Origin of the sequence: Streptomyces griseofuscus (assembly GCF_014673495.1) — a bacterium.
GTDB classification, from domain to species: Bacteria; Actinomycetota; Actinomycetes; order Streptomycetales; family Streptomycetaceae; genus Streptomyces; species Streptomyces murinus.
Genome location: NZ_CP051006.1, coordinates 2,516,170 through 2,537,316 on the forward strand (window position 1 = coordinate 2,516,170; position 21,147 = coordinate 2,537,316).

The 21,147-nt window shown below is 72.0% G+C and carries 15 protein-coding genes; 3 read left to right on the plus strand and 12 right to left on the minus strand.

The features are described from left to right. From HEP81_RS10985 to HEP81_RS11010, 6 genes are all read right to left on the minus strand, one after another. A complete protein-coding gene (locus HEP81_RS10985; protein ID WP_037654115.1) occupies window positions 1-1,605 on the minus strand; it encodes a solute symporter family protein in 1,605 nt (534 codons plus the stop codon). Next, window positions 1,602-2,150 (minus strand): DUF485 domain-containing protein, encoded by a 549-nt coding sequence (locus tag HEP81_RS10990; protein ID WP_078967282.1) that lies wholly within the window; start codon window positions 2,148-2,150, stop codon window positions 1,602-1,604. Before HEP81_RS10990 ends, HEP81_RS10985 begins: the two co-directional genes overlap by 4 nt. Before the next feature lie 70 nt (window positions 2,151-2,220). After that, window positions 2,221-2,916, minus strand: a complete 696-nt coding sequence (locus HEP81_RS10995; protein WP_037654111.1) for a response regulator transcription factor — start codon at window positions 2,914-2,916, stop codon at window positions 2,221-2,223. Next, window positions 2,913-4,064, minus strand: coding sequence for a sensor histidine kinase (locus tag HEP81_RS11000; protein ID WP_037654109.1), 1,152 nt, complete (start codon window positions 4,062-4,064; stop codon window positions 2,913-2,915). The genes HEP81_RS10995 and HEP81_RS11000 overlap by 4 nt, the downstream gene beginning before the upstream one ends. Then, window positions 4,061-4,612 carry a DUF1453 family protein gene (locus HEP81_RS11005; RefSeq protein WP_037654107.1) on the minus strand — a complete coding sequence of 184 codons (552 nt, stop codon included), beginning with the start codon at window positions 4,610-4,612 and terminating at the stop codon, window positions 4,061-4,063. Before HEP81_RS11005 ends, HEP81_RS11000 begins: the two co-directional genes overlap by 4 nt. A 689-nt stretch (window positions 4,613-5,301) precedes the next feature. Then, window positions 5,302-7,425, minus strand: coding sequence for a DNA gyrase/topoisomerase IV subunit B (locus HEP81_RS11010; RefSeq protein ID WP_037654104.1), 2,124 nt, complete (start codon window positions 7,423-7,425; stop codon window positions 5,302-5,304). 439 nt (window positions 7,426-7,864) lie between these two features. Between HEP81_RS11010 and HEP81_RS11015 the strand changes: the two genes are divergently transcribed. After that, window positions 7,865-8,095 carry a DUF7455 domain-containing protein gene (locus tag HEP81_RS11015; RefSeq protein ID WP_037654102.1) on the plus strand — a complete coding sequence of 77 codons (231 nt, stop codon included), beginning with the start codon at window positions 7,865-7,867 and terminating at the stop codon, window positions 8,093-8,095. Between the two features lie 109 nt (window positions 8,096-8,204). On the opposite strand, the gene HEP81_RS11020 is transcribed toward HEP81_RS11015, so the two are convergent. From HEP81_RS11020 to HEP81_RS11045, 6 genes are all read right to left on the minus strand, one after another. Further along, the gene (locus HEP81_RS11020; RefSeq protein WP_051850073.1) at window positions 8,205-9,101 is read right to left on the minus strand and encodes a serine protease; all 897 of its coding nucleotides are present in this window, start codon (window positions 9,099-9,101) and stop codon (window positions 8,205-8,207) included. A gap of 140 nt (window positions 9,102-9,241) precedes the next feature. Further along, entirely contained in the window at window positions 9,242-10,777 is a 1,536-nt protein-coding gene (locus HEP81_RS11025; protein ID WP_037654354.1) for an RNA polymerase sigma factor, read from the minus strand. A gap of 408 nt (window positions 10,778-11,185) precedes the next feature. Then, window positions 11,186-12,073 carry a FadR/GntR family transcriptional regulator gene (locus HEP81_RS11030; RefSeq protein WP_078967281.1) on the minus strand — a complete coding sequence of 296 codons (888 nt, stop codon included), beginning with the start codon at window positions 12,071-12,073 and terminating at the stop codon, window positions 11,186-11,188. A 166-nt stretch (window positions 12,074-12,239) separates the two neighbouring features. Then, the gene (locus tag HEP81_RS11035; protein ID WP_479681814.1) at window positions 12,240-14,447 is read right to left on the minus strand and encodes an ABC transporter ATP-binding protein; all 2,208 of its coding nucleotides are present in this window, start codon (window positions 14,445-14,447) and stop codon (window positions 12,240-12,242) included. Between the two features lie 139 nt (window positions 14,448-14,586). Then, entirely contained in the window at window positions 14,587-15,345 is a 759-nt protein-coding gene (locus HEP81_RS11040) for an NUDIX hydrolase (protein ID WP_037663211.1), read from the minus strand. A 108-nt stretch (window positions 15,346-15,453) separates the two neighbouring features. Continuing rightward, on the minus strand, window positions 15,454-16,875 hold the full coding sequence (locus HEP81_RS11045; RefSeq protein ID WP_051850670.1) for a DUF4192 domain-containing protein: 1,422 nt from the start codon (window positions 16,873-16,875) through the stop codon (window positions 15,454-15,456). 133 nt (window positions 16,876-17,008) lie between these two features. On the opposite strand from HEP81_RS11045, the gene HEP81_RS11050 reads away from it, so the two are divergent. Both HEP81_RS11050 and HEP81_RS11055 read left to right on the plus strand, forming a co-directional pair. Next, window positions 17,009-19,189, plus strand: a complete 2,181-nt coding sequence (locus HEP81_RS11050; protein WP_037663213.1) for a RecQ family ATP-dependent DNA helicase — start codon at window positions 17,009-17,011, stop codon at window positions 19,187-19,189. A gap of 1,019 nt (window positions 19,190-20,208) precedes the next feature. Next, entirely contained in the window at window positions 20,209-20,823 is a 615-nt protein-coding gene (locus HEP81_RS11055; protein WP_037663216.1) for a hypothetical protein, read from the plus strand. Window positions 20,824-21,147: the final 324 nt, after the last annotated feature.

Sequence of the window (21,147 nt, forward strand, 5' to 3'; positions counted from 1 at the left end):
TTAGGCGGCCCCGGCCCCGGTGAGGGAGCGCACCTCGGTCTCGGCGTACTTGGCCTCGTCCGGCGTCTCGTCCGAGGTGACCGTGCCCAGCCAGCCGGCGAGAAAGCCGAGCGGGATGGAGACGATGCCCGGGTTCTGCAACGGGAAGTACTGGAAGTCGACGCCGGGGAACAGCGAGCCGCGGCAGCCGGACACCACCGGGGAGAGCAGTACGAGCCCGAGTGCCGGGACCAGTCCGCCGTACACGGCCCACACCGCGCCACGGGTGGTGAAGCCGCGCCAGAACAGCGAGTACATCAGCACCGGCAGGTTCGCCGACGCGGCGACCGCGAAGGCGACTCCGACCAGGTAGGCGACGTTGAGGTCCCGGGCCAGCAGTCCGAGCGCGATCGCCACGACACCGATCCCGACGGCGGCGATCCGCGCCGCGGCCACCTCGCCCCGCACCCCGCCCTTCTGTCCGCCGCGCGAGCGCCGGAGACAGGCGTACAGGTCGTGGGCCACGGAGGCGGAGGAGGCGAGGGTGATGCCGGCGACCACCGCGAGGATCGTGGCGAAGGCGACGGCGGCGACCACCGCGAACAGAACCGTTCCTCCGGTGGAGCCCGCCCCGCCGCCCAGGTCGAGGGCGAGCAGGGGCATCGCGGTGTTCCCGGCCGCGTTCGAGGCACGCAGGGCTCCCGGGCCCACGACCGCCGCCGCGCCGAACCCGAGGACGATCGTCAGCAGATAGAACCCGCCGATCAGACCGATCGCCCACACCGCGGAACGGCGCGCGGCGCGTGCGGTCGGCACCGTGTAGAAGCGGGACAGGATGTGCGGCAGCCCCGCGGTGCCCAGCACCAGAGCGAGGCCGAGGCTGATGAAGTCGAGGCGGGCGGTCCAGCTCCCGCCGTACTTCAGGCCGGGCGCCAGAAAGGCGTCCCCGTGGCCGCTGCGCCGCGCGGCCGTCACCAGCAACTGGTCGACATCGCCATGGAATCGCAGCAGCAGGAGCACGGTCAGCGCGATCGTCCCGCCGAGCAGCAGCACCGCCTTGACGATCTGGATCCAGGTGGTGGCCCGCATCCCGCCCAGCGACACATAGATCACCATCAGGGCGCCGACCCCGATGACCGTCCACGCCTGGGCCGCCCCGCTGGTGCGCCCCAGCAGCAGCGCCACCAGGCTGCCGGCGCCGACCATCTGCGCCACCAGGTACAGCACGGACACCACGACCGACGAGGTGCCCGCCGCGATCCGCACCGGGCGCTCGCTCATCCGCGCGGCCACCACGTCGGCCAGGGTGAACCGCCCGCAGTTGCGCACCAGTTCGGCGACCAGGAACAGCACCACCAGCCACGCCACGAGAAAGCCGACCACATACAGCAGCCCGTCGTAGCCGTACAGCGCGATGAGCCCGGTGACGCCCAGGAAGGAGGCCGCCGAGATGTAGTCGCCCGTGATGGCAAAACCATTCTCCATGGGGGAGAACAGCCGCCCGCCCGTGTAGAACTCCTCCGCCGAACCGCGCCGCCGCCGGCTCACCCATGTCGTGATCCCGAGGGTGACCGCGACGAACCCGCTGAACAACAGCAGCGCCAGCGTCTGATGATCGCCGGTCACCGGGCACCTCCCCGCGTCTCCCGGGTCAACTCCTGAGTGTCCCAGCGCAGTTCCAGCGCCGCCCGGTCCCGCCGCAGCCGCGCGTGCCGGGTGTAGGCCCAGGTGAGCAGGAACGTGGTGAGGAACTGCCCCAGCCCCGCGAGCATCGCCACGTTCACCGCGCCCACCACGGGCCTCGCCATCAGCCCCGGAGCGGTGGTCGCCGCGATCACGTACGCCACGTACCAGCTCAGGAAGACCGCGACCCCCGGCACCACGAACCGCCGGTATCTGCCCCGTACTTCCTGGAAGGCGGCGCTGCGCTGCACCTCGACGTACACCTCGCGGGCGCGCGCTGCCGCCGCGTCCGGCTCCCCGCGTGCCGGGGGCACGGTCGGCGCGAGTGACCCGGCGCCGTACGGCTCGTCCCAGCCCAGGGCCGACGGGTCGTACCAAGGGTCCTCGTGCCGCACTTCGCGGCTGGGTGCGCCGTGGTCCCTCCGGTTCTCGGCCGAACGCTCGGGACCGTCCCCCGCTCCCCGGGCACGATCATCGCTTGACTGCATGCCCAAGGATGGACAGACCCGGAAGTTCCGTGACTCTTCTTCTCCGGGCTCTTCACCCCATCAGGTGACCTCACCCGGGCGGCCGCACCAGCCCTTTGGCGTAGGCGTAACGCACCGCCTGCGCCCGGTCCTTGAGTCCCGTCTTCGCGAACAGGTTGTTGATGTGCGTCTTCACGGTCGCGTTCGAGACATGCAGCCTGTGGGCGATCTCCTGGTTGCTGAGTCCCTCGGCGATCAGCACCAGGACCTCGGTCTCGCGCACGGTCAGCCCATCCGGTGGGACAGGCGGCGTGGGCATGACCGCGGCCGACTGGGGCTCGGCCTGCGACAGCCGCTCCAGCAGACGGCGCTGCACGCTCGGCGACAGCCCCGCCTCCCCCGACAGCACGCTCTCCACGGCGCGTACGATCTCCTCGCCGCCCGCGTCCTTGGTCAGATACCCCCGGGCACCGGCCCGCAGCGCGGGGAACAGCGACTCGTCGTCCGCGTACGTGGTGAGCACCACCACCTGGGTGCCGGGGTACTGGTCCCGGATCCGCCGGGTGGCCTCCACGCCGTCGCAACGGGGCATCCGGAGGTCCATCAGAACGACGTCCGGGGCGAGCTCCCCGACCAGCCGCACCGCCTCCTCGCCGTCACCCGCGGCGCCGATGACCTCGACGCCCGGCAGCAGCCCGAGCAGCATCACGATGCCTTCCCGGACGACGGTCTGATCGTCGGCGACCACCACCCGCGCCGGCTTCTTCTCCACCTCCGGCTCGGTCATACGGGCACCTTCAGTGTCACCGCGAACCCCTCCTCGTCCGGCCCCGCGTCCAGCGAGCCGCCCAGCAGTTCGGCGCGCTCGCGCATACCGAGCAGACCGTACCCGCCGCCGGAGGAGGTGAGATCGCCGGGCCGTCCGCCCGAGTCCCGCACATTCAGCGTCACTTGGTGATCGCTGTAGTCGAGACGCAGGTCCACCTTGGCGCCCTGGGCGTGCTTGCGGATGTTCGTCAACGCCTCCTGGGCGACCCGGCGCACGGCCTGGGAGGCCTCGGCCGGCAGGGGCCTGGGCTCACCCGTGACGGTGACCGCGGCACCCTCGGCCCCGCTGACGAGTTCACCGAGGAAGTCCTCCAGCGGCGTCAGTTCGCCCCGCAGCGCGGACAGTGCCTGTCTGGTCTCGGCGAGGCCGTCGCGGGCCATGCCCCGGGCGGCCACCACGCGCTCCAGGATCCGCTCCCGGTCGGCGCCCCGCTCGATCAGCAGCCGGGCCGCCTCCAGGTGAACGAGTTGCGCGGAGAGGCTGTGGGCCAGCACGTCGTGGATCTCCCGGGCGATTCTGGCCCGCTCGGCGAGTGCCGCGGACTCGGCCTCGGCGACTCTCGCGGCCCGCTCCTGGTCGAGCAGCCGCTGTGCGTTGCCGCGGGCCTCCGCGTCCAGCCGCAGGACGTACCCGGCGAGGGCCATGCCCGCGACCGAGGCGGCGGTGGTCAGCCAGACGTCGTTGTTGAAGGCGGAGTACGCGGCGAGGCCCGCCGAGGTCACCGGGGTCGCGGCCGCGAGCGGAAGCCGCTCCAGGGCGGTGATCCCGCAACCGCACCACAGGACGAGGGCCAGTGCCCTGAATCCCGTGGCCTCGGCGGCGACCGCGATGCCCATGAGCGCCGCCAGCAGGAGCAGGGAGGGGAGCAGCCGATGCTGGTAGGTGGTGCGGAAGAAGGCCCAGCCGAGGAATCCGGCGGCGACGACGCCCGCGAGGGCGGCGACCGCGGTCCAGACGCCGACATGCTTCTGGTTGTACGCGCCCCACAGCAGCAGGGCGATCACCAGAACCCTGACGGCCCAGGCGAGCAGGCGGCGGGGGCGGGTGGTTCCGGCGCGGCCCAGCGCCTCTTTCGAGGGCCACCGCGTCCAGGCGTTCTCGGTCACAGGCGCTCCTCTCCGGCGGGCCTGCCGTCACCGTACGCCGCGGCGGGGCGGCTCGTGGCGCCGAGAGGCTGGGTGGTCAGGGGCGTACGGGCGCCGAGGGTGCTCGCCCGCCAGGTCAGGATCCCGGCGCGGACCAGCAGGGATGCGGCGAAGCCGAGGAGCAGGGCGGAGCTGTGCTGGTGCAGGCCGAGGGCGGCACCGATGGCGAAGAGGCCCATGCGCAGGGCGATGCCGGCGATCCAGACGGCGGCGCTCGCCTTGGTGCCCTTGCTCCACACCACGCCGTCCGGCTCGGTCCAGACGTGGGTGGTCCAGGCCCAGCCCGCACCCATGGCCAGGCCGATGAGGAGTTCCACAGCGAGCAGTGCGGCGGACCCGACGCGGTGGTGGGCGTCGAGAATGCCGGGCTCGCGCAGCGCTATGACCCCGAGGATCAGCGGCAGCAGCCACCAGCGGCGGTCCGTGTCGATCGGGCGTGCGCGGAACTGCCGTACCAGCACGAGCGCGACGACGGCCACGATCACCAGCGCGTTGGCGAGCCCCACCATCAGATCCTCCGTGAGCGAGAAGTCGTTCGCCGGGAGCGAGCGCTGCCCGACGCTTCGAATTTACGGAAATTCGCAGGTCGGGAGATCGGAGCCGGGGTGGATCACAGGTGGAGATCTTGGAGGGCGGGCCTCCACCCACGGGTGGAGACGGGGCAGGGGTGGGGTGCGCGGGCCGGGTGCTCGGCCGGGGCGGGCGCGGGAGCGGCACGTGTCCGATCAACCGCGCAGAGGGACGGGCCCCGGCGGCTCGGATCCCGTGAGCAGGATCTGTCGGGACCTGCCCGGCCGGCCCCGATCGGTGACGGCGTCCGCCGGCTGACGGGCCTGTCCACGGCCGCCATGTACCGCGGCACCGGTGACCCGCTGACCCTGGAAGAGGTACGCGAGCAGACCCGGGTGCTTCTCGGACGGGACCTGGCCATGCGCAACCCCCGGTGGCTGTCGCGCTACGGCAACGCCACCCGCCGCGAGAGTCGCGTGAGCCGACCGAGCCGCCCCAGGGACAAACCCGCGGCCCACTCCCCGCAGACCGCCCTCACCGAAACGCATGTCGACATGTCGACGTGCCGATCCCGGTACGTCGACGTGCCCTGGAGGGGCCAGGACCACCCCGGCCCCTCCCGACCCACGCGCACGGCTTCAGCCGAACCCCCACCGGCCGGGACTCTCGCCCCGGCCGGCCGCAGGCGTCACGCGTCGATCCGCGACCTGTCCAAGGTCGCCGCCGAGCCGGAGATGAACTCCTTGCGAGGGGCCACGTCATTGCCCATCAGGAGGTCGAAGACCTGTTCGGCGGCTTCGAGGTCGGAGAGGTTGATGCGGCGCAGGGTGCGGTGGCGGGGGTCCATGGTGGTCTCGGCCAGCTGGTCGGCGTCCATCTCGCCGAGGCCCTTGTAGCGCTGGATGGAGTCCTTGTAGCGGACGCCCTTGGTCTGGAACTCCATGAGCTTGTCGCGCAGCTCGCGGTCCGAGTACGTGTAGACGTACTTGTCCTGGCCCTTCTTCGGCTGGACGATCTCGATGCGGTGCAACGGCGGCACCGCGGCGAAGACACGGCCGGCCTCGACCATGGGCCGCATGTAGCGCTGGAACAGCGTGAGCAGCAGGCAGCGGATGTGCGAGCCGTCCACATCGGCGTCGGTCATCATGATGATCTTGCCGTAGCGGGCCTGGTCGATGTCGAAGGTGCGTCCCGAGCCCGCTCCTATGACCTGGATGATCGCGCCGCACTCGGCGTTCTTGAGCATGTCGGTCACCGACGAGCGCTGCACATTGAGGATCTTGCCGCGGATCGGCAGCAGGGCCTGGAACTCGGAGTTCCGAGCCAGCTTGGCGGTGCCGAGCGCCGAGTCGCCCTCGACGATGAACAGCTCGCTGCGGTCGACGTCGTCACTGCGGCAGTCGGCGAGCTTGGCCGGCAGGGACGAGGACTCCAGGGCGGTCTTGCGCCGCTGGGCGTCCTTGTGCTGACGGGCCGCGACACGCGTCCTGGCGGCGGCGACCACCTTCTCCATGACGACCCGGGCCTGGGCTGCGGCGTCCCGCTTCGTGGCGGTCAGGAACGCCTTCAGCTCCTTGGCGACCACCTGGTTCACGATGCGACGGGCCGCCGAGGTGCCGAGGACCTCCTTGGTCTGGCCCTCGAACTGCGGCTCGGCCAGGCGCACGGTGACAACGGCGGTGAGGCCCTCCAGGGCGTCGTCCTTGACGATGTTGTCCTCGGCCACGCGCAGCATCTTCTTGGCGCGCAGCACGTCGTTCATCGTCTGGGTGAGGGCCTGCTCGAAGCCTGAGACGTGAGTGCCGCCCTTGGGGGTGGCGATGATGTTGACGAAGGACCGAAGATTCGTGTCGTAGCCCGTGCCCCAGCGCATCGCGACGTCGACGCCCAGTTCGCGGGCGACCTCGGTCGGGGTCATCTGGCCGTGCTCGTCCAGGACGGGGACGGTCTCCTTGAAGGTGCCCTTGCCGGAGAAGCGGAGCACGTCACAGACCGGCTTGTCGGCCGCCAGGTACTCGCAGAACTCGCTGATGCCGCCGTCGAAGCGGAAGGACTCCTCGCCCTTGCTGCCGCCCTCGCCCAGGCCGAACTCGTCGCGGACGACGATGGTCAGGCCGGGCACCAGGAAGGCGGTCTGCCGGGCGCGCTGGTGCAGCGTGTTCAGGGAGAGCTTGGCGTCCTTGAGGAAGATCTGCCGGTCCGCCCAGTAGCGCACGCGCGTGCCGGTGCGGGACTTGGGGATCTTCTTGGCCTTGCGCAGACCGCTCTTGGCCTCGAACTTCGCGTCCGCTCCGGAGCCCGAGAAGGCGCCCGGCACGCCGCGCCGGAAGCTGATGGCGTGGGTGTTGCCGTCGCGGTCCACCTCGACGTCGAGGCGGGCGGAGAGCGCGTTGACCACGGAGGCACCGACGCCGTGCAGACCGCCGGAGGCGGCGTACGAGCCGCCGCCGAACTTGCCGCCCGCGTGGAGCTTGGTCATGACGACCTCCACGCCGGACAGGCCGGTCTTGGGCTCCACGTCCACGGGGATGCCACGGCCGTTGTCGCGCACCTCCACGGACGCGTCGTCGTGGAGGATCACCTCGATGTGGTCGCAGTAGCCGCCGAGGGCTTCGTCCACCGAGTTGTCGATGATCTCCCACAGGCAGTGCATCAGACCGCGGCTGTCGGTCGATCCGATGTACATGCCCGGACGCTTGCGCACCGCCTCAAGACCCTCGAGGACGAGCAGGTGCCGCGCGGTGTAGTTGGAACCGTCGCGGTCTGCTCCTGCCAGCAGCGCTGTGGACGGCACGGACGTATCGGCGGTCACGCGGTTCGCTCCTCGCTGAATTTCAGGTTGCCCCCTTCTGGGTAAGGGGGAGGCTTCAGTTGCCCGTCAGAGGGTACCGAGGCCTGGTAGAGCCGGTGTAACGCCACCCTCGTCGGCTACTCAGACTAGTCCAGGCTCGTATACACGTTCGATCCCTCGTTGGGGTGAAGTGCATATCACGTTCCCTTGGAGGCATGAACCATTTAGGCTCCGGGCACGTCCTCATGAACAACCGGCAAGCCAGCCGGGAGGACCGAGATACTAGACAGCGCGAACCCGTAAGCATCCCCAACACGCACTACGGCACATTCGCCGCCAACCGGCAGCAGACAGCCGCCTCGGAAGATTTTTTCCAGGAAAAGCCACGAGCGGGAACGTTTTCGGGCTGGTTGGATGTTGACCCTGGTACGACAGCTCGTCGAGCTAGAGAAGAGGCGACGTGACTACTGTTCTGACCCCCGCGAGCCCGCTGACGGCCGCTGATCGCTGCGACCGCTGCGGCGCCCAGGCATACCTGCGCGTCGTCCTGCTCAGCGGCGGAGAGCTGCTCTTCTGCGCCCACCACGGTCGCAAGTTCGAGCCGGAACTCAAGAAGATCGCCGCTGAGATACAGGACGAGACGGAGCGGCTGACGACCGCGCCGAGCACCGCTTCCGAAGAAGAGCACTGAATCTCCTACGGACGACGAGCCAGCACCGGCACAGGCCGATGCACGGGCGGCCGCTCCTCCCTGGAGCGACCGCCCGTGCTCATATCCTCATCACCCCCGCGCAGGACCCTCAGGAGCTCCTGAGGAGCCTCTCGCGGGCTTTTGCGGGCGCTTTCCCGTCCCCGCCGTCGCCGCCCGTCCCGAGGGCTCGTACGACCTCGGAGACACGGGTGTAGACGCCGGGGCTCCCGGCCCGCCCGCAGCCGCTGCCCCAGGACACGAGCCCGATCAGCCGCCCGCCGGCCACCAGCGGGCCACCACTGTCCCCCTGGCACGCGTCCGGGCCCCCGGCGGCCTCTCCCGCGCAGAGCATGCTGGCGGCCCGGTAGACGCCGTCCGGGCCGCCCGGATAGGCGCGGCCACAACGGTCGTCGGCGAGCACATGCACATCCGCGGCATGGAGCCGGTGCGCGTAGGCGCCGCCACCGGTCAGGTCGCCCCAGCCGGAGACCAGGGCCTTGGTGCCCGGCGTGTAGGCCGGGTCGCCCGGTCCCGCCATCGCGATGACCGCGCTCTGCGGCAGTGGCTCGGCGAGCATGACGACGGCGAAGTCGCCGGAGTTCGTCGCGCTGTCGAAGCCCGGATTGACCCGGACGTCCCGTACGGCGATCTCCTGACCCCCGTCGGACAGCAGGTCCGTACGGCCCGCGATGACCTTGAGGTCGCGCACGCGGGCGGGCGGCGCCCCGAGGACGTCCTCGTTCATGCAGTGGGCGGCCGTGAGCACCGTGGTGCGGGCGATCGCGACGCCGCCGCAGAACTGGCCCGCGCGGGTGCCTCCGAACCGGTCACGGCTGGACAGCGCCACCGTCCACGGGGCCTGCGAGACATCGATGGGGAATCCCCCCACGACCACGCTCCGGACCGCCGTGGGCGCCGCCGGGGACGCGCTCATCAGGGGTATGGCGGTGACGGTGGCCGCGAGGACGAGCGGCCGGATCAGTGCACGGCCAGGGGAACGGCGCATGTCGACTCCTCACTCAGGGCGGTAACTGGAGAACCCAGAGTGATCCACATGGTCTCCGCTCGCAGCACGAAGGCCCGGCTCCCACGAGGGGAGCCGGGCCTTCGGTGTCGTACGACCGGCCCTGTGGGCCGGATCGCGGACTAGTCGAGGTAGTCGCGCAGCACCTGGGAGCGCGACGGGTGGCGCAGCTTCGACATGGTCTTGGACTCGATCTGGCGGATGCGCTCACGCGTCACGCCGTAGACCTTGCCGATCTCGTCCAGGGTCTTCGGCTGGCCGTCGGTGAGGCCGAAGCGCATGGAGACGACGCCGGCCTCGCGCTCGGAGAGGGTGTCCAGGACCGAGTGCAGCTGCTCCTGGAGGAGGGTGAAGCTGACGGCGTCCGCGGGGACGACGGCCTCGGAGTCCTCGATGAGGTCACCGAACTCGCTGTCGCCGTCCTCACCCAGGGGGGTGTGCAGGGAGATGGGCTCGCGGCCGTACTTCTGGACCTCGATGACCTTCTCCGGGGTCATGTCGAGTTCCTTGGCCAGCTCCTCCGGGGTGGGCTCGCGGCCCAGGTCCTGGAGCATCTGGCGCTGCACACGGGCGAGCTTGTTGATGACCTCGACCATGTGCACCGGGATACGGATGGTGCGGGCCTGGTCGGCCATGGCGCGGGTGATCGCCTGTCGGATCCACCAGGTGGCGTACGTGGAGAACTTGTAGCCCTTGGTGTAGTCGAACTTCTCGACGGCGCGGATCAGACCGAGGTTGCCCTCCTGGATGAGGTCCAGGAAGAGCATGCCGCGGCCGGTGTAGCGCTTGGCCAGGGAGACCACCAGACGGAGGTTGGCCTCCAGCAGGTGGTTCTTGGCGCGGCGGCCGTCCTCGGCGATGATCTCCAGCTCGCGCTTGAGCTTCGGGGCGAGCTTGTCGGCGTTCGCGAGCTTGTCCTCGGCGAACAGGCCGGCCTCGATGCGCTTGGCGAGCTCGACCTCCTGCTCGGCGTTGAGCAGGGGGACCTTACCGATCTGCTTCAGGTAGTCCTTGACCGGGTCGGCGGTGGCGCCGGCCGCGGCGACCTGCTGCGCGGGCGCGTCGTCCTCGTCCTCGTCGGACAGGACGAAGCCCGCGTTCTCGGTGCCCTCGGGCTCGTCGCCGACCTTGGTGTCCTCAAGGACCTCGTCCTCGAGGATCTCGGCGTCGTCCTTCTTGCCCGAGGTCTTCTTTGCCGCCGTCTTCTTGGCGGTGGTCTTCTTGGCAACCGCCTTCTTGGCGGTCGTCTTCTTGGCCGCGGCCTTCTTGGCGGGCGAGGCCTCATCGGCGGGATCGGCCGGGGTGGCGGACGCCTCGGGGGCGGCCGTGGTGGCGGTGGCCTTCCTGGTGGTCACCGTCTTCGCCGCGACCGTCTTGGTGGCGGTGCGCTTGGCCGGGCTCTTCGCTGCGACGCTCTTTCGGGTGCGCTTGGGCTCTGCTGCACTGACCATCAGCGTCACACCCTCTTCCTCAAGAATCTGGTTGAGGCTGCGCAGTACGTTCTTCCACTGAGTGGCCGGAATCTGGTCAGCTTCGAAGGCCCGACGCACATCGTCGCCGGCGATCTGCCCCTCAGCCTTTCCCCGCTCAATGAGCGCCATGACAGAGACGGACTCGGCGATCTCCGGCGGGAGCGTACGGGATGTGCTGGCCGACACGAACAACCTCTCGGAACGTTGGAAAACGGCTTCCGGCACCGTCCACTGCGGACGGGAACCGACCACCGGCCTGGGGATGGGCCGACGGCGCGGGCGCGGGCCGGGAAGATGCACAGCGCCATGTCTGGCGTCCGTATTCCCTTCGCGGCTGTCACCTCTTAGGTCATCGCGCTGTTCCCATGAGTGTTACGCCCATTCTGCGTGGCCCGAGTCACACCCCGTAAGCGAACAAAGACGGTCAGACATGGGCAAAAGGTATCGCCCGCCGCATCGCCGGACCCCGCCGGGCTCCTGAAGGGATCCGGCGGGGTCCGGCGACGGCGGGTGTGACGACCTGCACCCGGGCCGACGCGCCATGGGAACCGCGGGGACGCCGCACACCGGCGACCGCACCGCCCGCGGGGCGGGTCAGTGCTCGCGCGGGGCGGGAACCACCCGCTCCACCTCGGGATGCGCCGTGAGCAGCTGGCGCATGGCGGCCTCCGCCGCGCCGCCGTCGCCGGTGCCGAGGGCGTCGACGATCCGCGCGTGCTGGGCGAGGGACGCGTCGTTCGGCCGGTCGCAGGCCGTGACCGGGCCGCCGGAGACCTGGAGGGCGGCGCCGACGATGCCGGAGAGGTGCTCCAGCATGCGGTTGCTCGCGACCTGGATGAGCAGCGCGTGGAACTCGGTGTCGGCGCGCGAGTAGGTGAGCGCGTCGCCCTGCGCCATGGCGTGGCTCATGATCTCCACCATGTCGGACAGGCGCTGCTGCACCTCCTCGCGGCCGTGTCCGGCGGCGAGACGGGCGGCGAGCGGCTCGATGGTCCAGCGCAGCTCGCTGAGCTCGCGGCGCTGGTCGTCGCGCTGGGGGCCGAAGGCCCGCCACTCGATGATGTCCGGGTCGAGGAGGTTCCAGTCGCTGACCGGACGCACCCGCGTGCCCACGTTCGGCCGGGCGCTGACCAGGCCCTTGGCCTCCAGGACGCGGAGGGACTCGCGGACGACGGTGCGGGAGACCTCGAAGCGCTGGCCGATCTCCTCGGGCACCAGCGGACGGTCCGCGCCCAGGTCGCCCGAGACGATCATCTGACCCAGCTGCTGGACGAGTTGGCCGTGCAGCCCGCGGCCGCGGTTGCCCGCGGGCCGCCGGCCGACCCGGCCCAGCTCGGATTCGCCTCCGTCCCAGGCGGGCGTTCCGACGCGATCGCCCACCGGGGCGTCGCCGTAGGAGTAGCGGTCGAGTTCGCCCGGACCGACCAGACCGGAGTCGGTGGAACGGGCGGCGGTCATCATGGTGTGCGCAAGGGTACTCACGGATCCTTTGTCGGCGTCGTTTCCAACTCCCTTGAGGTCTTTGGTGAAAAGCACACGAAAGGGTGATCGCTCACCCCGTCGCAATTGACGCCTTATCGGAAAGAAACGAGCTACCCACGGGGAGTTGTGGGCACAAGCGGCATCAGAACCGCAAGAACCCCGGTCATCAGGCCCTGGCGCGCAGGGTTGTGAACAGATACGCGCACAGCAGTGCCGCGAGGGACAACGCCATTGCGCCACCTACGGGTTGGACGAGTATCCGCGCCACCGCGAGCAGGTACCGGTCCCCTCCGAACGGCCACTGGAGCAGGAACACCTCCCGCATCCGCGACGGGAGATCGGCCACCGTGCGCTCGGCCGGACCCCGGAACGCCGTGTGCATGAGGGGTACGACGGCCACGGGTACGGCGAGGACGGCGGCGAGCCCGCCCGAGGTGGAGCGGAAGACGCCGGCCGCGAGCACACCGGCCCAGGCACACCCGATGACGAGTGCGATCCAACTCGCGCTCAGCGAGAGCCAGTCATCGGGAACCTGGGTCAGCTCCCTGCCGTAGACGAGATAGAGCGCCTCGGCGTCGCAGCCCGCGACGAGGAAGGCGAGCAGTGCCGCGGTGGCGCCGGTGACGAGGAGTTTCGCGGTCAGCAGCCCGAGTCGGCGGGGCACGGTGCCGCGGTCCGCGGCGAGGGCGGGGTGGCGGAACTCGTCCCCGAAGGCCAGCGCCCCGAGCAGTCCGGCGGCGAGCGCGACGGGCGGCAGCGGCAGTTCCCGGGGCCAGGCCGCGAACAGCCGCGCCTGCGGGGTGTGGCCGATTCCGGCCAGCGCCACGGCGGTCAGCACGGACAGCACGAGCACCGCGCCGCAGGTCAGGAACCCGGTGCCGACGCCCGCGGCCCGCCGGATCTCGTATCGCAGGGGGCGTAGTGGGGTGGGGGCGGGACGGACGGAGATGGGGGGCGGGAGGGGGGAGTCCGTGTCGAAGGAGTGAGCGCCGGCGTCGTTCCCGCCGGTCCGGGTCTCGGGGCTCATCGTCCACGACTGACGGGCGAACGGGCTTCTGGCGCCGGGCAGGAGGGTGCGGAGGGCGGAGATGCGGGTGGTGGCGATGCGGGACGGGACGAGGCGGGTCGGAACGAGGCGTGCGTGGATGAGGCGTGTCCGGCCGGTTTCCGGCCTCCCGGGGTGGGGGGCGGCGGTCTCGGCGTCGACAGCCGCGCGCGCCTCGGCCCGGTGCGGGGCCTCGGCGGGCTCGGCCGACGAGGCCGGGCCCGGGGCTGATGCGGTCGAGAGCGCCGGTGCCGCCGAGGAGTTGGGCCGAGGCGGCCTCCGCGCGGCGGGGGCCGAGGTGGTGGACTCCGTGCGCGTCATGGTGAGCGGGTCCGACGCGGAGAAGCCGAACACGGTCTTCTCGCGCTCCGGTGGCGTACGACCGCCCGCCGGGCCGCCCACGGTCGGCGCACGCTCGGACAGCGCGCCGTCCGCGGCGGAGCCGGGACCCATGTCGCCGATCTCGTCGGCGAGTTGGTGGACGAGGATGCCGTGCCGGAAGGCCGTCTCGCCGATCACCGAGGTCGTGGTGCCGTACACGGAGAGGCGGTTGCCGCCCTCACGTACGACCTCGACGGAACGACGGCCGGTGCGGGCCTCCTTGGTGAGCGCGGCCGCGAGGCGCCCGGCGTACGGACTGCGCACGGCCACGCGCGGGCGCAGCCGGGTGCGGGCGAACTCCCCGGCCGGCTGGTCGGCGACGAGCCTGCCCGCGTCGAGCGTGACGACCCGGTCGGCGATGCGCGCGGCCTCCCTCGGGTCGCCTGTGGTCGTCAGTACGGTGCCGCCCTGATCGGCGTGGGCGCGCAGCATGCCGTGCAGCCACTGCGCCTCGCCGGGGGAGAGTCCGCGGGTGGGGTCGTCCAGGACGAGCGTGTGCGGGTCGGGCAGCAGGGCACAGGCCAGGCCGAGCCTGCGATCCATGCCGCGCGAGAGCGTGCCGAGCCGTTCCTCGCGGAAGCTGACGAGGCCGACGGCTTCGAGGACCTCGTCGGCGCGGCGCCCCGGGACGCCCGACGCCGCGCACAGCATGCGCAGATGTCCGCGGACCGAGCGGGCCGGATGCCCCGGTACGTCGCCGAGCAGCACGCCGACCTCACGTGCCGGATGGGCGATCCGGTACAGGGGCCGTCCCCTGAAGTAGGTGATGCCGCGACCGGGGCGCAGGGCGAGCATCAGCCTCAGGGCCGTGGTCTTGCCCGCACCGGTGGCCCCCAGGAGCACGGTGATCCGGCCGGCGCGCGCTTCGAAGGAGACGTCGTCGACAGCGGGCGGCCGCGCCTTGCGGGAGGTGCTGGTTAGTCCGAAGGCTTGGATCACCTGCACCAAGATAGCGTGCGATGTCCGGTTTTTTGGTGTATGGGGCGGTTTGGCGATGCATGCCACGCCCCTGCACCCGTGCCTGTCCACCGTTCGACGCAACGGGGGTCCTGCCCTTTGCGCCCACGCCCGGGCTCCGCGGCGCCGGTCAGACCTCGGGGCGCAGCATCGGCGGGTTGAGCAGCGTGGCGCCACCGGCCCTGAAGAGCTGGGCCGGGCGGCCGCCCTGGCGTGTGGTCGTGCCTCCCGTCGGGACGAGGAACCCGGGGGTTCCGGTGACCTTGCGGTGGAAGTTGCGCGGGTCGAGGGCCACCCCCCACACCGCTTCGTACACCCGGCGCAGCTCGCCGACGGTGAACTCGGGCGGGCAGAACGCGGTGGCCAGCGAGGAGTACTCGATCTTGGAGCGGGCCCGCTCCACGCCGTCGGCGAGGATCTGGGCGTGGTCGAAGGCCAGTGGCGCGACGGGCTCGCCGTCGCGGCCGTAGCCGCCCTGCTGGAGCAGTTCCTCGACCGGGGCCCAGCGCGCATTGCTGGCGTCGCCGCCCGCGCGGGGTGCGGGCAGGTCGGGGGCGAGCGCGAGGTGCGCCACGCTGACCACACGCATCCGCGGGTCCCGGTCGGGGTCGCCGTAGGTGGCGAGTTGCTCCAGGTGCGCTCCGTTGTCCTGGGCCGGGGTCGAGGGGTCGTGCGCGTGCAGCCCGGTCTCCTCGGCCAGTTCGCGCGCCGCCGCCTGGCTCAGGTCCTCGTCGGCCCGTACGAAGCCGCCGGGCAGCGCCCATCGACCCTGGAAGGGTGACTCGCCCCGGCGGACCGCCAACGCGCACAGCGCATGACGGCGAACGGTCAGCACGACCAGGTCCACGGTGACGGCGAAGGGCGGAAAGGCTGACGGGTCGTAGGGCATGCCGCGATCATAGTCGTCTTCCTGACGATAAACACGCCCTTCGCCGGCGGCACCGCCGGTGCTTCCGCTTCGTCGCGTTATGGGAGGCGAGGCAGGTTCCCGTCCGGTTCAGGTCGTGGTCTCCTCCGTTCCCTTGGCGGGCATGCGGGTGCCCGCCGGGTGCCGGGTGCTCGCGCGCGGAGCCCGGCCGGCGGCCTGACCGGGGCTCGCCGGACGACGCCGCTGCCCGGGCACGCGGGCGGCGCGGGGGCCGTCCCCGGCGGCGGCGAGGGCGGACCGCAACCGGCGCCTGCGACGGATGCGCGCGGCCGGATCCGGTTCGCCTGCGGGTGCCGGGCCAGCCATGCTTTCCGCGCGTCCCGGGGGTTCGGTCGCCCCCGAGGCGTCTGCCGAAGGTTCCGCGCCCGGCGCTCCCCCGGGGCGCCCCACCCGCAGGCACCGGCGGATCGATTCCACGTCCAGTCCCTCATTGCACGCCTGGTGCAGAAGGCGGGCGAAGAGGTAGTCAGGGTCGGCGCCCAGCGCCATGGCCAGGGCCTCGCGGGCTTCGAGTTCATCGCCCATGGACCAGGCGACCCAGCCGGCCAGGGTCAGCGGAGGGGCGGCGTGCTCGGCGTACGGACCGACGCAGCGGCGGGCGAGGGCGCGCCAGAGCCGGAGCGCGGGGGCCGCTTCGTCGCCCTCCATCCAGGCGGCGGCGCGGTCGCGGGTGTTGCGGTCCTGGAGGCCGAGGATCAGCCGGGCCGCCTCGTCGTGTCCGATCAGGCCGTCGTCGCGCAGGTCGGCCGGGAGGGCGCCCGCGACCGGGGTCGCCGCGGCGAGGCGGTGGATGACGCGCTCGGCGAGGACGATGGTCTCCTCGGCGACCTCCGCGCGCCCCGCCTCGTCGAGGATGCGGGGCACCAGGGCCAGCCCGCCCGCGTCGAGGGCGACCTCCTGCTCCCGTGCCGCGGCGGCCTCCCAGGGCTGGAGCCGGGCGCGCAACTCCTTGAGGGTGCCCCGGACTTGGATGCCGGCGTAGGTGGCCGCGGCGGCGAGGACGGAGGTGCCGGGCAGGCCCATCGGCGTACCGTCCTCGGGGCAGCAGTCCTCGGCGGGGCAGCAGTACGACCAATAGCGGCCGTCGGAGATGCAGAGTGCCTCGATGACCGGCACGTCCAGGTCGCCGCACTGGATGCGCAGCAGATGGGCGAGGCGGGCGAGACGGCGTTTGACGTCCCGGCCGCGCTCTCCCGGGGCGGGTTCCTGGCAGACGTAGGCCACCAGCTGTTCGGGTTTGGCGCCCCGCCGCTCGCTGCTGGTGACCAGGCCCCGGGCCAGCTGCCGGGCGGCCTCCTCCCAGTCCTCCTCGTGCGCGGGGATGCCGAGCCGGGCCCGGCCGCCGAACCTGCCCTTGCCGTCGCTGTCGTGCAAGGCGACCAGGACCATGCTGTCCTCCGGTCGGTAGCCCAGCAGATAGGGCAGGGCGTCGGCCAGTTCGGCCGGGCTGCGCAGGGTGACCTGCGCGGTGGTTTCGCTGTGATTCGTCATGCGCCGACGATCTCGCGGATCCCGCGAACCCGCTCGGGCCTGTGGATAAGTCGAATCAGGGACACGACAAGCCGTCGAGGGTTGTCCACAGATCTGCGGGCGGCCCGCCCGTTCGTCGGTCCCGTCCTGTTGTATGGAACGCATGGAGCACGAGCACACGAGCAACGCGGATCTCCGGGCAGGGGCGGATGCCGTCCTCGCCCGGCTCGTCGGGGACACCACGGGCGCCGCCCGGCTGCGCGAGGACCAGTGGCGGGCCATCGAGGCGCTGGTCGCCGACCGGCGCCGGGCGCTGGTCGTGCAGCGCACGGGATGGGGCAAGTCCGCGGTGTACTTCGTGGCGACCTCGCTGCTGCGGGCCCGGGGCAGCGGGCCGACCGTGATCGTCTCGCCGCTGCTCGCGCTCATGCGCAACCAGGTGGAGGCGGCGGCCCGCGCCGGTATCCACGCCCGGACCATCAACTCCTCGAACACCGAGGAGTGGGAGGACGTGCAGGCCGCGATCGCCGCCGGCGAGGTCGATGTCCTACTCGTCTCGCCCGAGCGGCTCAACAACCCCGACTTCCGCGACCAGGTCCTGCCCAAGCTGTCCGCGGCGACCGGACTGCTGGTCGTGGACGAGGCGCACTGCATCTCCGACTGGGGCCACGACTTCCGCCCCGACTACCGGCGGCTGCGCACCATGCTCGCCGACCTCCCGCCCGGCGTCCCCGTGCTGGCCACGACCGCGACGGCCAACGCCCGGGTGACCGCCGACGTCGCCGAGCAGCTGGGCACCGGTGGCGGCTCCGACGCGCTGGTGCTGCGCGGCCCGCTGGACCGGGAGAGCCTGAGCCTCGGGGTGCTGCGGCTCCCGGACGCGGCGCACCGGATGGCCTGGCTCGCCGACCATCTCGACGATCTGCCGGGCTCCGGCATCATCTACACCCTCACGGTCGCCGCCGCCGAGGAGGTCACCGCGTTCCTGCGGCAGCGGGGCCACACCGTCGCCTCGTACACGGGCCGGACGGAGAACGCCGACCGGCAGCAGGCGGAGGAGGATCTGCTGGCCAACCGGGTCAAGGCGCTGGTCGCCACCTCCGCGCTCGGCATGGGCTTCGACAAGCCCGATCTCGGATTCGTGGTCCATCTCGGCTCGCCCTCCTCCCCCATCGCCTACTACCAGCAGGTGGGCCGCGCAGGGCGCGGGGTGGAGCACGCGGAGGTGCTGCTGCTGCCGGGCCGGGAGGACGAGGCGATCTGGGAGTACTTCGCCTCGCTCGCCTTCCCCTCCGAGGAACTGGTGCGGCGCACCCTGGACGTCCTCGCCCGCGCGGACAAGCCCCTGTCCCTGCCCGCCCTGGAGCCCCTGGTCGAGCTGCGCCGCTCCCGCCTGGAGACCATGCTCAAGGTCCTCGACGTGGACGGGGCGGTGCGCCGGGTCAAGGGCGGCTGGCTCGCGACCGGGCAGCCGTGGTCGTACGACGCCGAGCGGTACGCGTGGGTGGCGCGGCAGCGGGCGGCCGAGCAGCAGGCGATGCGCGCGTACGCGAGCACCACCGAGTGCCGGATGGAGTTCCTGCAAAGGCAGCTGGACGACGAGGGGGCCAAGCCGTGCGGCCGCTGCGACAACTGCGCAGGGCCGCGCTTCGCGGCCGACGCCTCCTCGGCGGCCCTCGACGCGGCACGCAGTGATCTGGGCCGCGCGGGGGTGGAGGTGGAGCCCCGGCGGATGTGGCCGACCGGGCTCGGGGCCATCGGGATCGGCCTCAAGGGGCGTATTCCGGCCGGTGAGCAGGCGGCGCCGGGGCGGGCGCTGGGGCGGCTCTCGGACATCGGCTGGGGCAATCGGCTCCGCCCGCTGCTCGCGCCGCGGACGCCGGACGGGCCCGTGCCGGACGACGTGGCCCGCGCCGTGATCGAGGTGCTGGCCGACTGGGCCAAGGGACCCGGTGGCTGGGCGCCCGGGGCCGAGAGCGCCCAGCCGAGGCCGGTGGGAGTGGTCACCGTCGCCTCACGCACCCGGCCTCAGCTCGTGCGCTCCCTGGGCGCGCGGATCGCGGAGACCGGGCGGCTGCCGCTGCTGGGGTCCGTGACGTACGACGAGGACGCGCCCCGGGTGTCGCGCAGCAACAGCGCGCAGCGGCTCAAGGCGCTCGACGGCGCGTTGGCGGTGCCGCCCGCCCTCGCGACGGCACTGGCCGAGGCGAACGGTCCGGTGCTGCTGATCGACGACTTCACGGAGACCGGCTGGACCCTCGCGGTCGCGGCACGTCTGCTCCGCCGGGCCGGTGCGAAGGGGGTACTGCCGCTCGTCCTCGCGGTGCAGGGGTGACCGGGGTGGGGGCCCGGCGCGCGGCTTCGGATCGGCAGCACCGGGTGCTCGGCTCGGGGGGCGGGGGCGCGCAGCCCTGAAGGGGGCGGCCAGCTTGGAAGTGGGGAGCAGCTGGTTTCGGAGGGTCGGGAGCGTTCGGCCCGGTGGTCGGGAGGGTGCGCCGCCCGGAAGAGAGGCGCAGACCGGAAAGGCCGGGAAAGCCTGCGCGGAAGGTCGGGCGCGGTCGGCGCGCGGTCGGGGGGTGCTCGGCACGGGGACGGGGAGTGCTCGGCGCGGAGGGTCGGAGGGTGATCTGCCCGGCAGGTCGAGTGGGCCAGCCCGGGAGGTCCGGGGTGGCCGGCTCGGAAGGTCGGGGAGAAGCCGACTCGGAAAGTCGGGGCAGCCGGCCCGGAAGGTCAGGCGGCCGGCCCGGAAGGTCAGCGCGGTCGGCCCGGAGAATCGGGGGCGGCCCGGAGAATCGGGGGCGGCCGGTCCGCAACCCGGCCGGTGTCGGCCCGAACGCCGGGCAGCGTCGACCCCCCGAAGAGCTCGACCCCCGTCGGCCCGGACACCGGACGTTGTAGGCCCGCGGCTCGGCCGGTGTCAGCCTGAAGAGGCTCAGCCGATGTCAGCTCGAAGATGCTCAGCCGGTACCGGCTCGAACGCCGAGCGGTCCCGGCCCCAAGCCCAGCCGATCTCGGCCCGGAGGCCAACCCACATCGGCCCGAAACTCAGCCGGTATCGGCCCGAACGGCAGGCGTTGTCGGTTCGATGGGCAGGGCGTGTTCGGGGTAGCAGCTCTGGAGACGCGCGGGCGCTCCATGCGTCATCCGGTGGAGCCCTGGGTAGGGATATAAGCCACGCACCACCCGATACCCGGCGGCGGCCCCAATTGCTCGTTGCCGCATTCCAGTTCGACAGGAAGAATTGAGATCCGCTCCCCGCACGGTCGGTCCGTGATCCGGTTGGGCTTCGCTGCGGTGCGCGGTCCCCGAATCCGACCTCGCCCGCTGTGTGGGCGCGTAGCCGAAGGGAGGAACGTGACCTTCGGATTCGCCTCGTCCCCGGCGGCCTCGTTGTCGACGTCCGCCGCTTCCGCCAGCCGTGTGCTGGAGCCGGCGGAGTGGGCCGCCGCGGGGATCCCGCTGCTGCGCAACCCCCGTGAGGTCGTCAGCGGACTGCACGCCCGGCATCATCCGCGGCCGTCCACCGCGGTCGTGGCCGTCCTCGATCCGGACGAACGGCTGTGTGCCAGCGCCTCGTTCACCCGCCGGGCCGCCCTGGCGGACGGCTGGATGTTCCGCAACGCCCTGCTGTCCCAGCTGCGCCGGGTCATACCCCACGACCTGCGCCGCCGTACCCCGGTACGCACCGCCGTCCTGCTCTACTGCCGTGAGGGCGACGCGCGTTGGACCGAGGAGGACGGTGCCTGGATGTGGGGCCTGCGCGACGCCTGCACGCTGCACGGGCTGCGGTGCGGGGCGTACATCACACTGACCCACGACGGCTGGCAGGTGCTGGGCGAGGGGCGCGGTGGTCGTCGGCCGCACGCGCACTCGGCGCCGGAGCCGTTCGCCACGGCGGATGCCCCGCCGCCCGTACCGCGCACCGGCGGACCGGTCTCCGAGGTCCTGCGCCGCGCGGCCGCCCGCTGAGCGTCGACACGGAGCCGGTGCGGAGCCGTACGGAGTCGGTACGGAGCCGACGGTGGGTACGGCGGACCGGGCCAAGCGTCAAGCAGCAGGCGGCAAGCGCCGAGCGCGGGCACGGATATGTCCATGTCCTGCTCAGGCGCCACGGATCCGCTCGGGCACCGCGGTCGACTAAGGCGACCATGGGCCCGGCCGGCCGATGACCTGCCGTACTCCACCGCAGGGCGTCCCGGGGTCTGCCAGGCACCTCCCCCGCAGGGGTGCCCCCAGGCCCGTCAAGACGCTGGGGGGAGGCACACGGCCGACCGGCATGCCGAAGGGCGCACC

Bases quoted from the DNA above. Each gene is read 5' to 3' on its own strand.
- HEP81_RS10990 (WP_078967282.1), bottom strand. From the start codon at position 2,150: ATGCAGTCAAGCGATGATCGTGCCCGGGGAGCGGGGGACGGTCCCGAG.
- HEP81_RS10995 (WP_037654111.1), bottom strand. From the start codon at position 2,916: ATGACCGAGCCGGAGGTGGAGAAGAAGCCGGCGCGGGTGGTGGTCGCC.
- HEP81_RS11005 (WP_037654107.1), bottom strand. From the start codon at position 4,612: ATGGTGGGGCTCGCCAACGCGCTGGTGATCGTGGCCGTCGTCGCGCTC.
- HEP81_RS11020 (WP_051850073.1), bottom strand. From the start codon at position 9,101: ATGCGCCGTTCCCCTGGCCGTGCACTGATCCGGCCGCTCGTCCTCGCG.
- HEP81_RS11040 (WP_037663211.1), bottom strand. From the start codon at position 15,345: ATGCCCTACGACCCGTCAGCCTTTCCGCCCTTCGCCGTCACCGTGGAC.
- HEP81_RS11045 (WP_051850670.1), bottom strand. From the start codon at position 16,875: ATGACGAATCACAGCGAAACCACCGCGCAGGTCACCCTGCGCAGCCCG.
- HEP81_RS11050 (WP_037663213.1), top strand. From the start codon at position 17,009: ATGGAACGCATGGAGCACGAGCACACGAGCAACGCGGATCTCCGGGCA.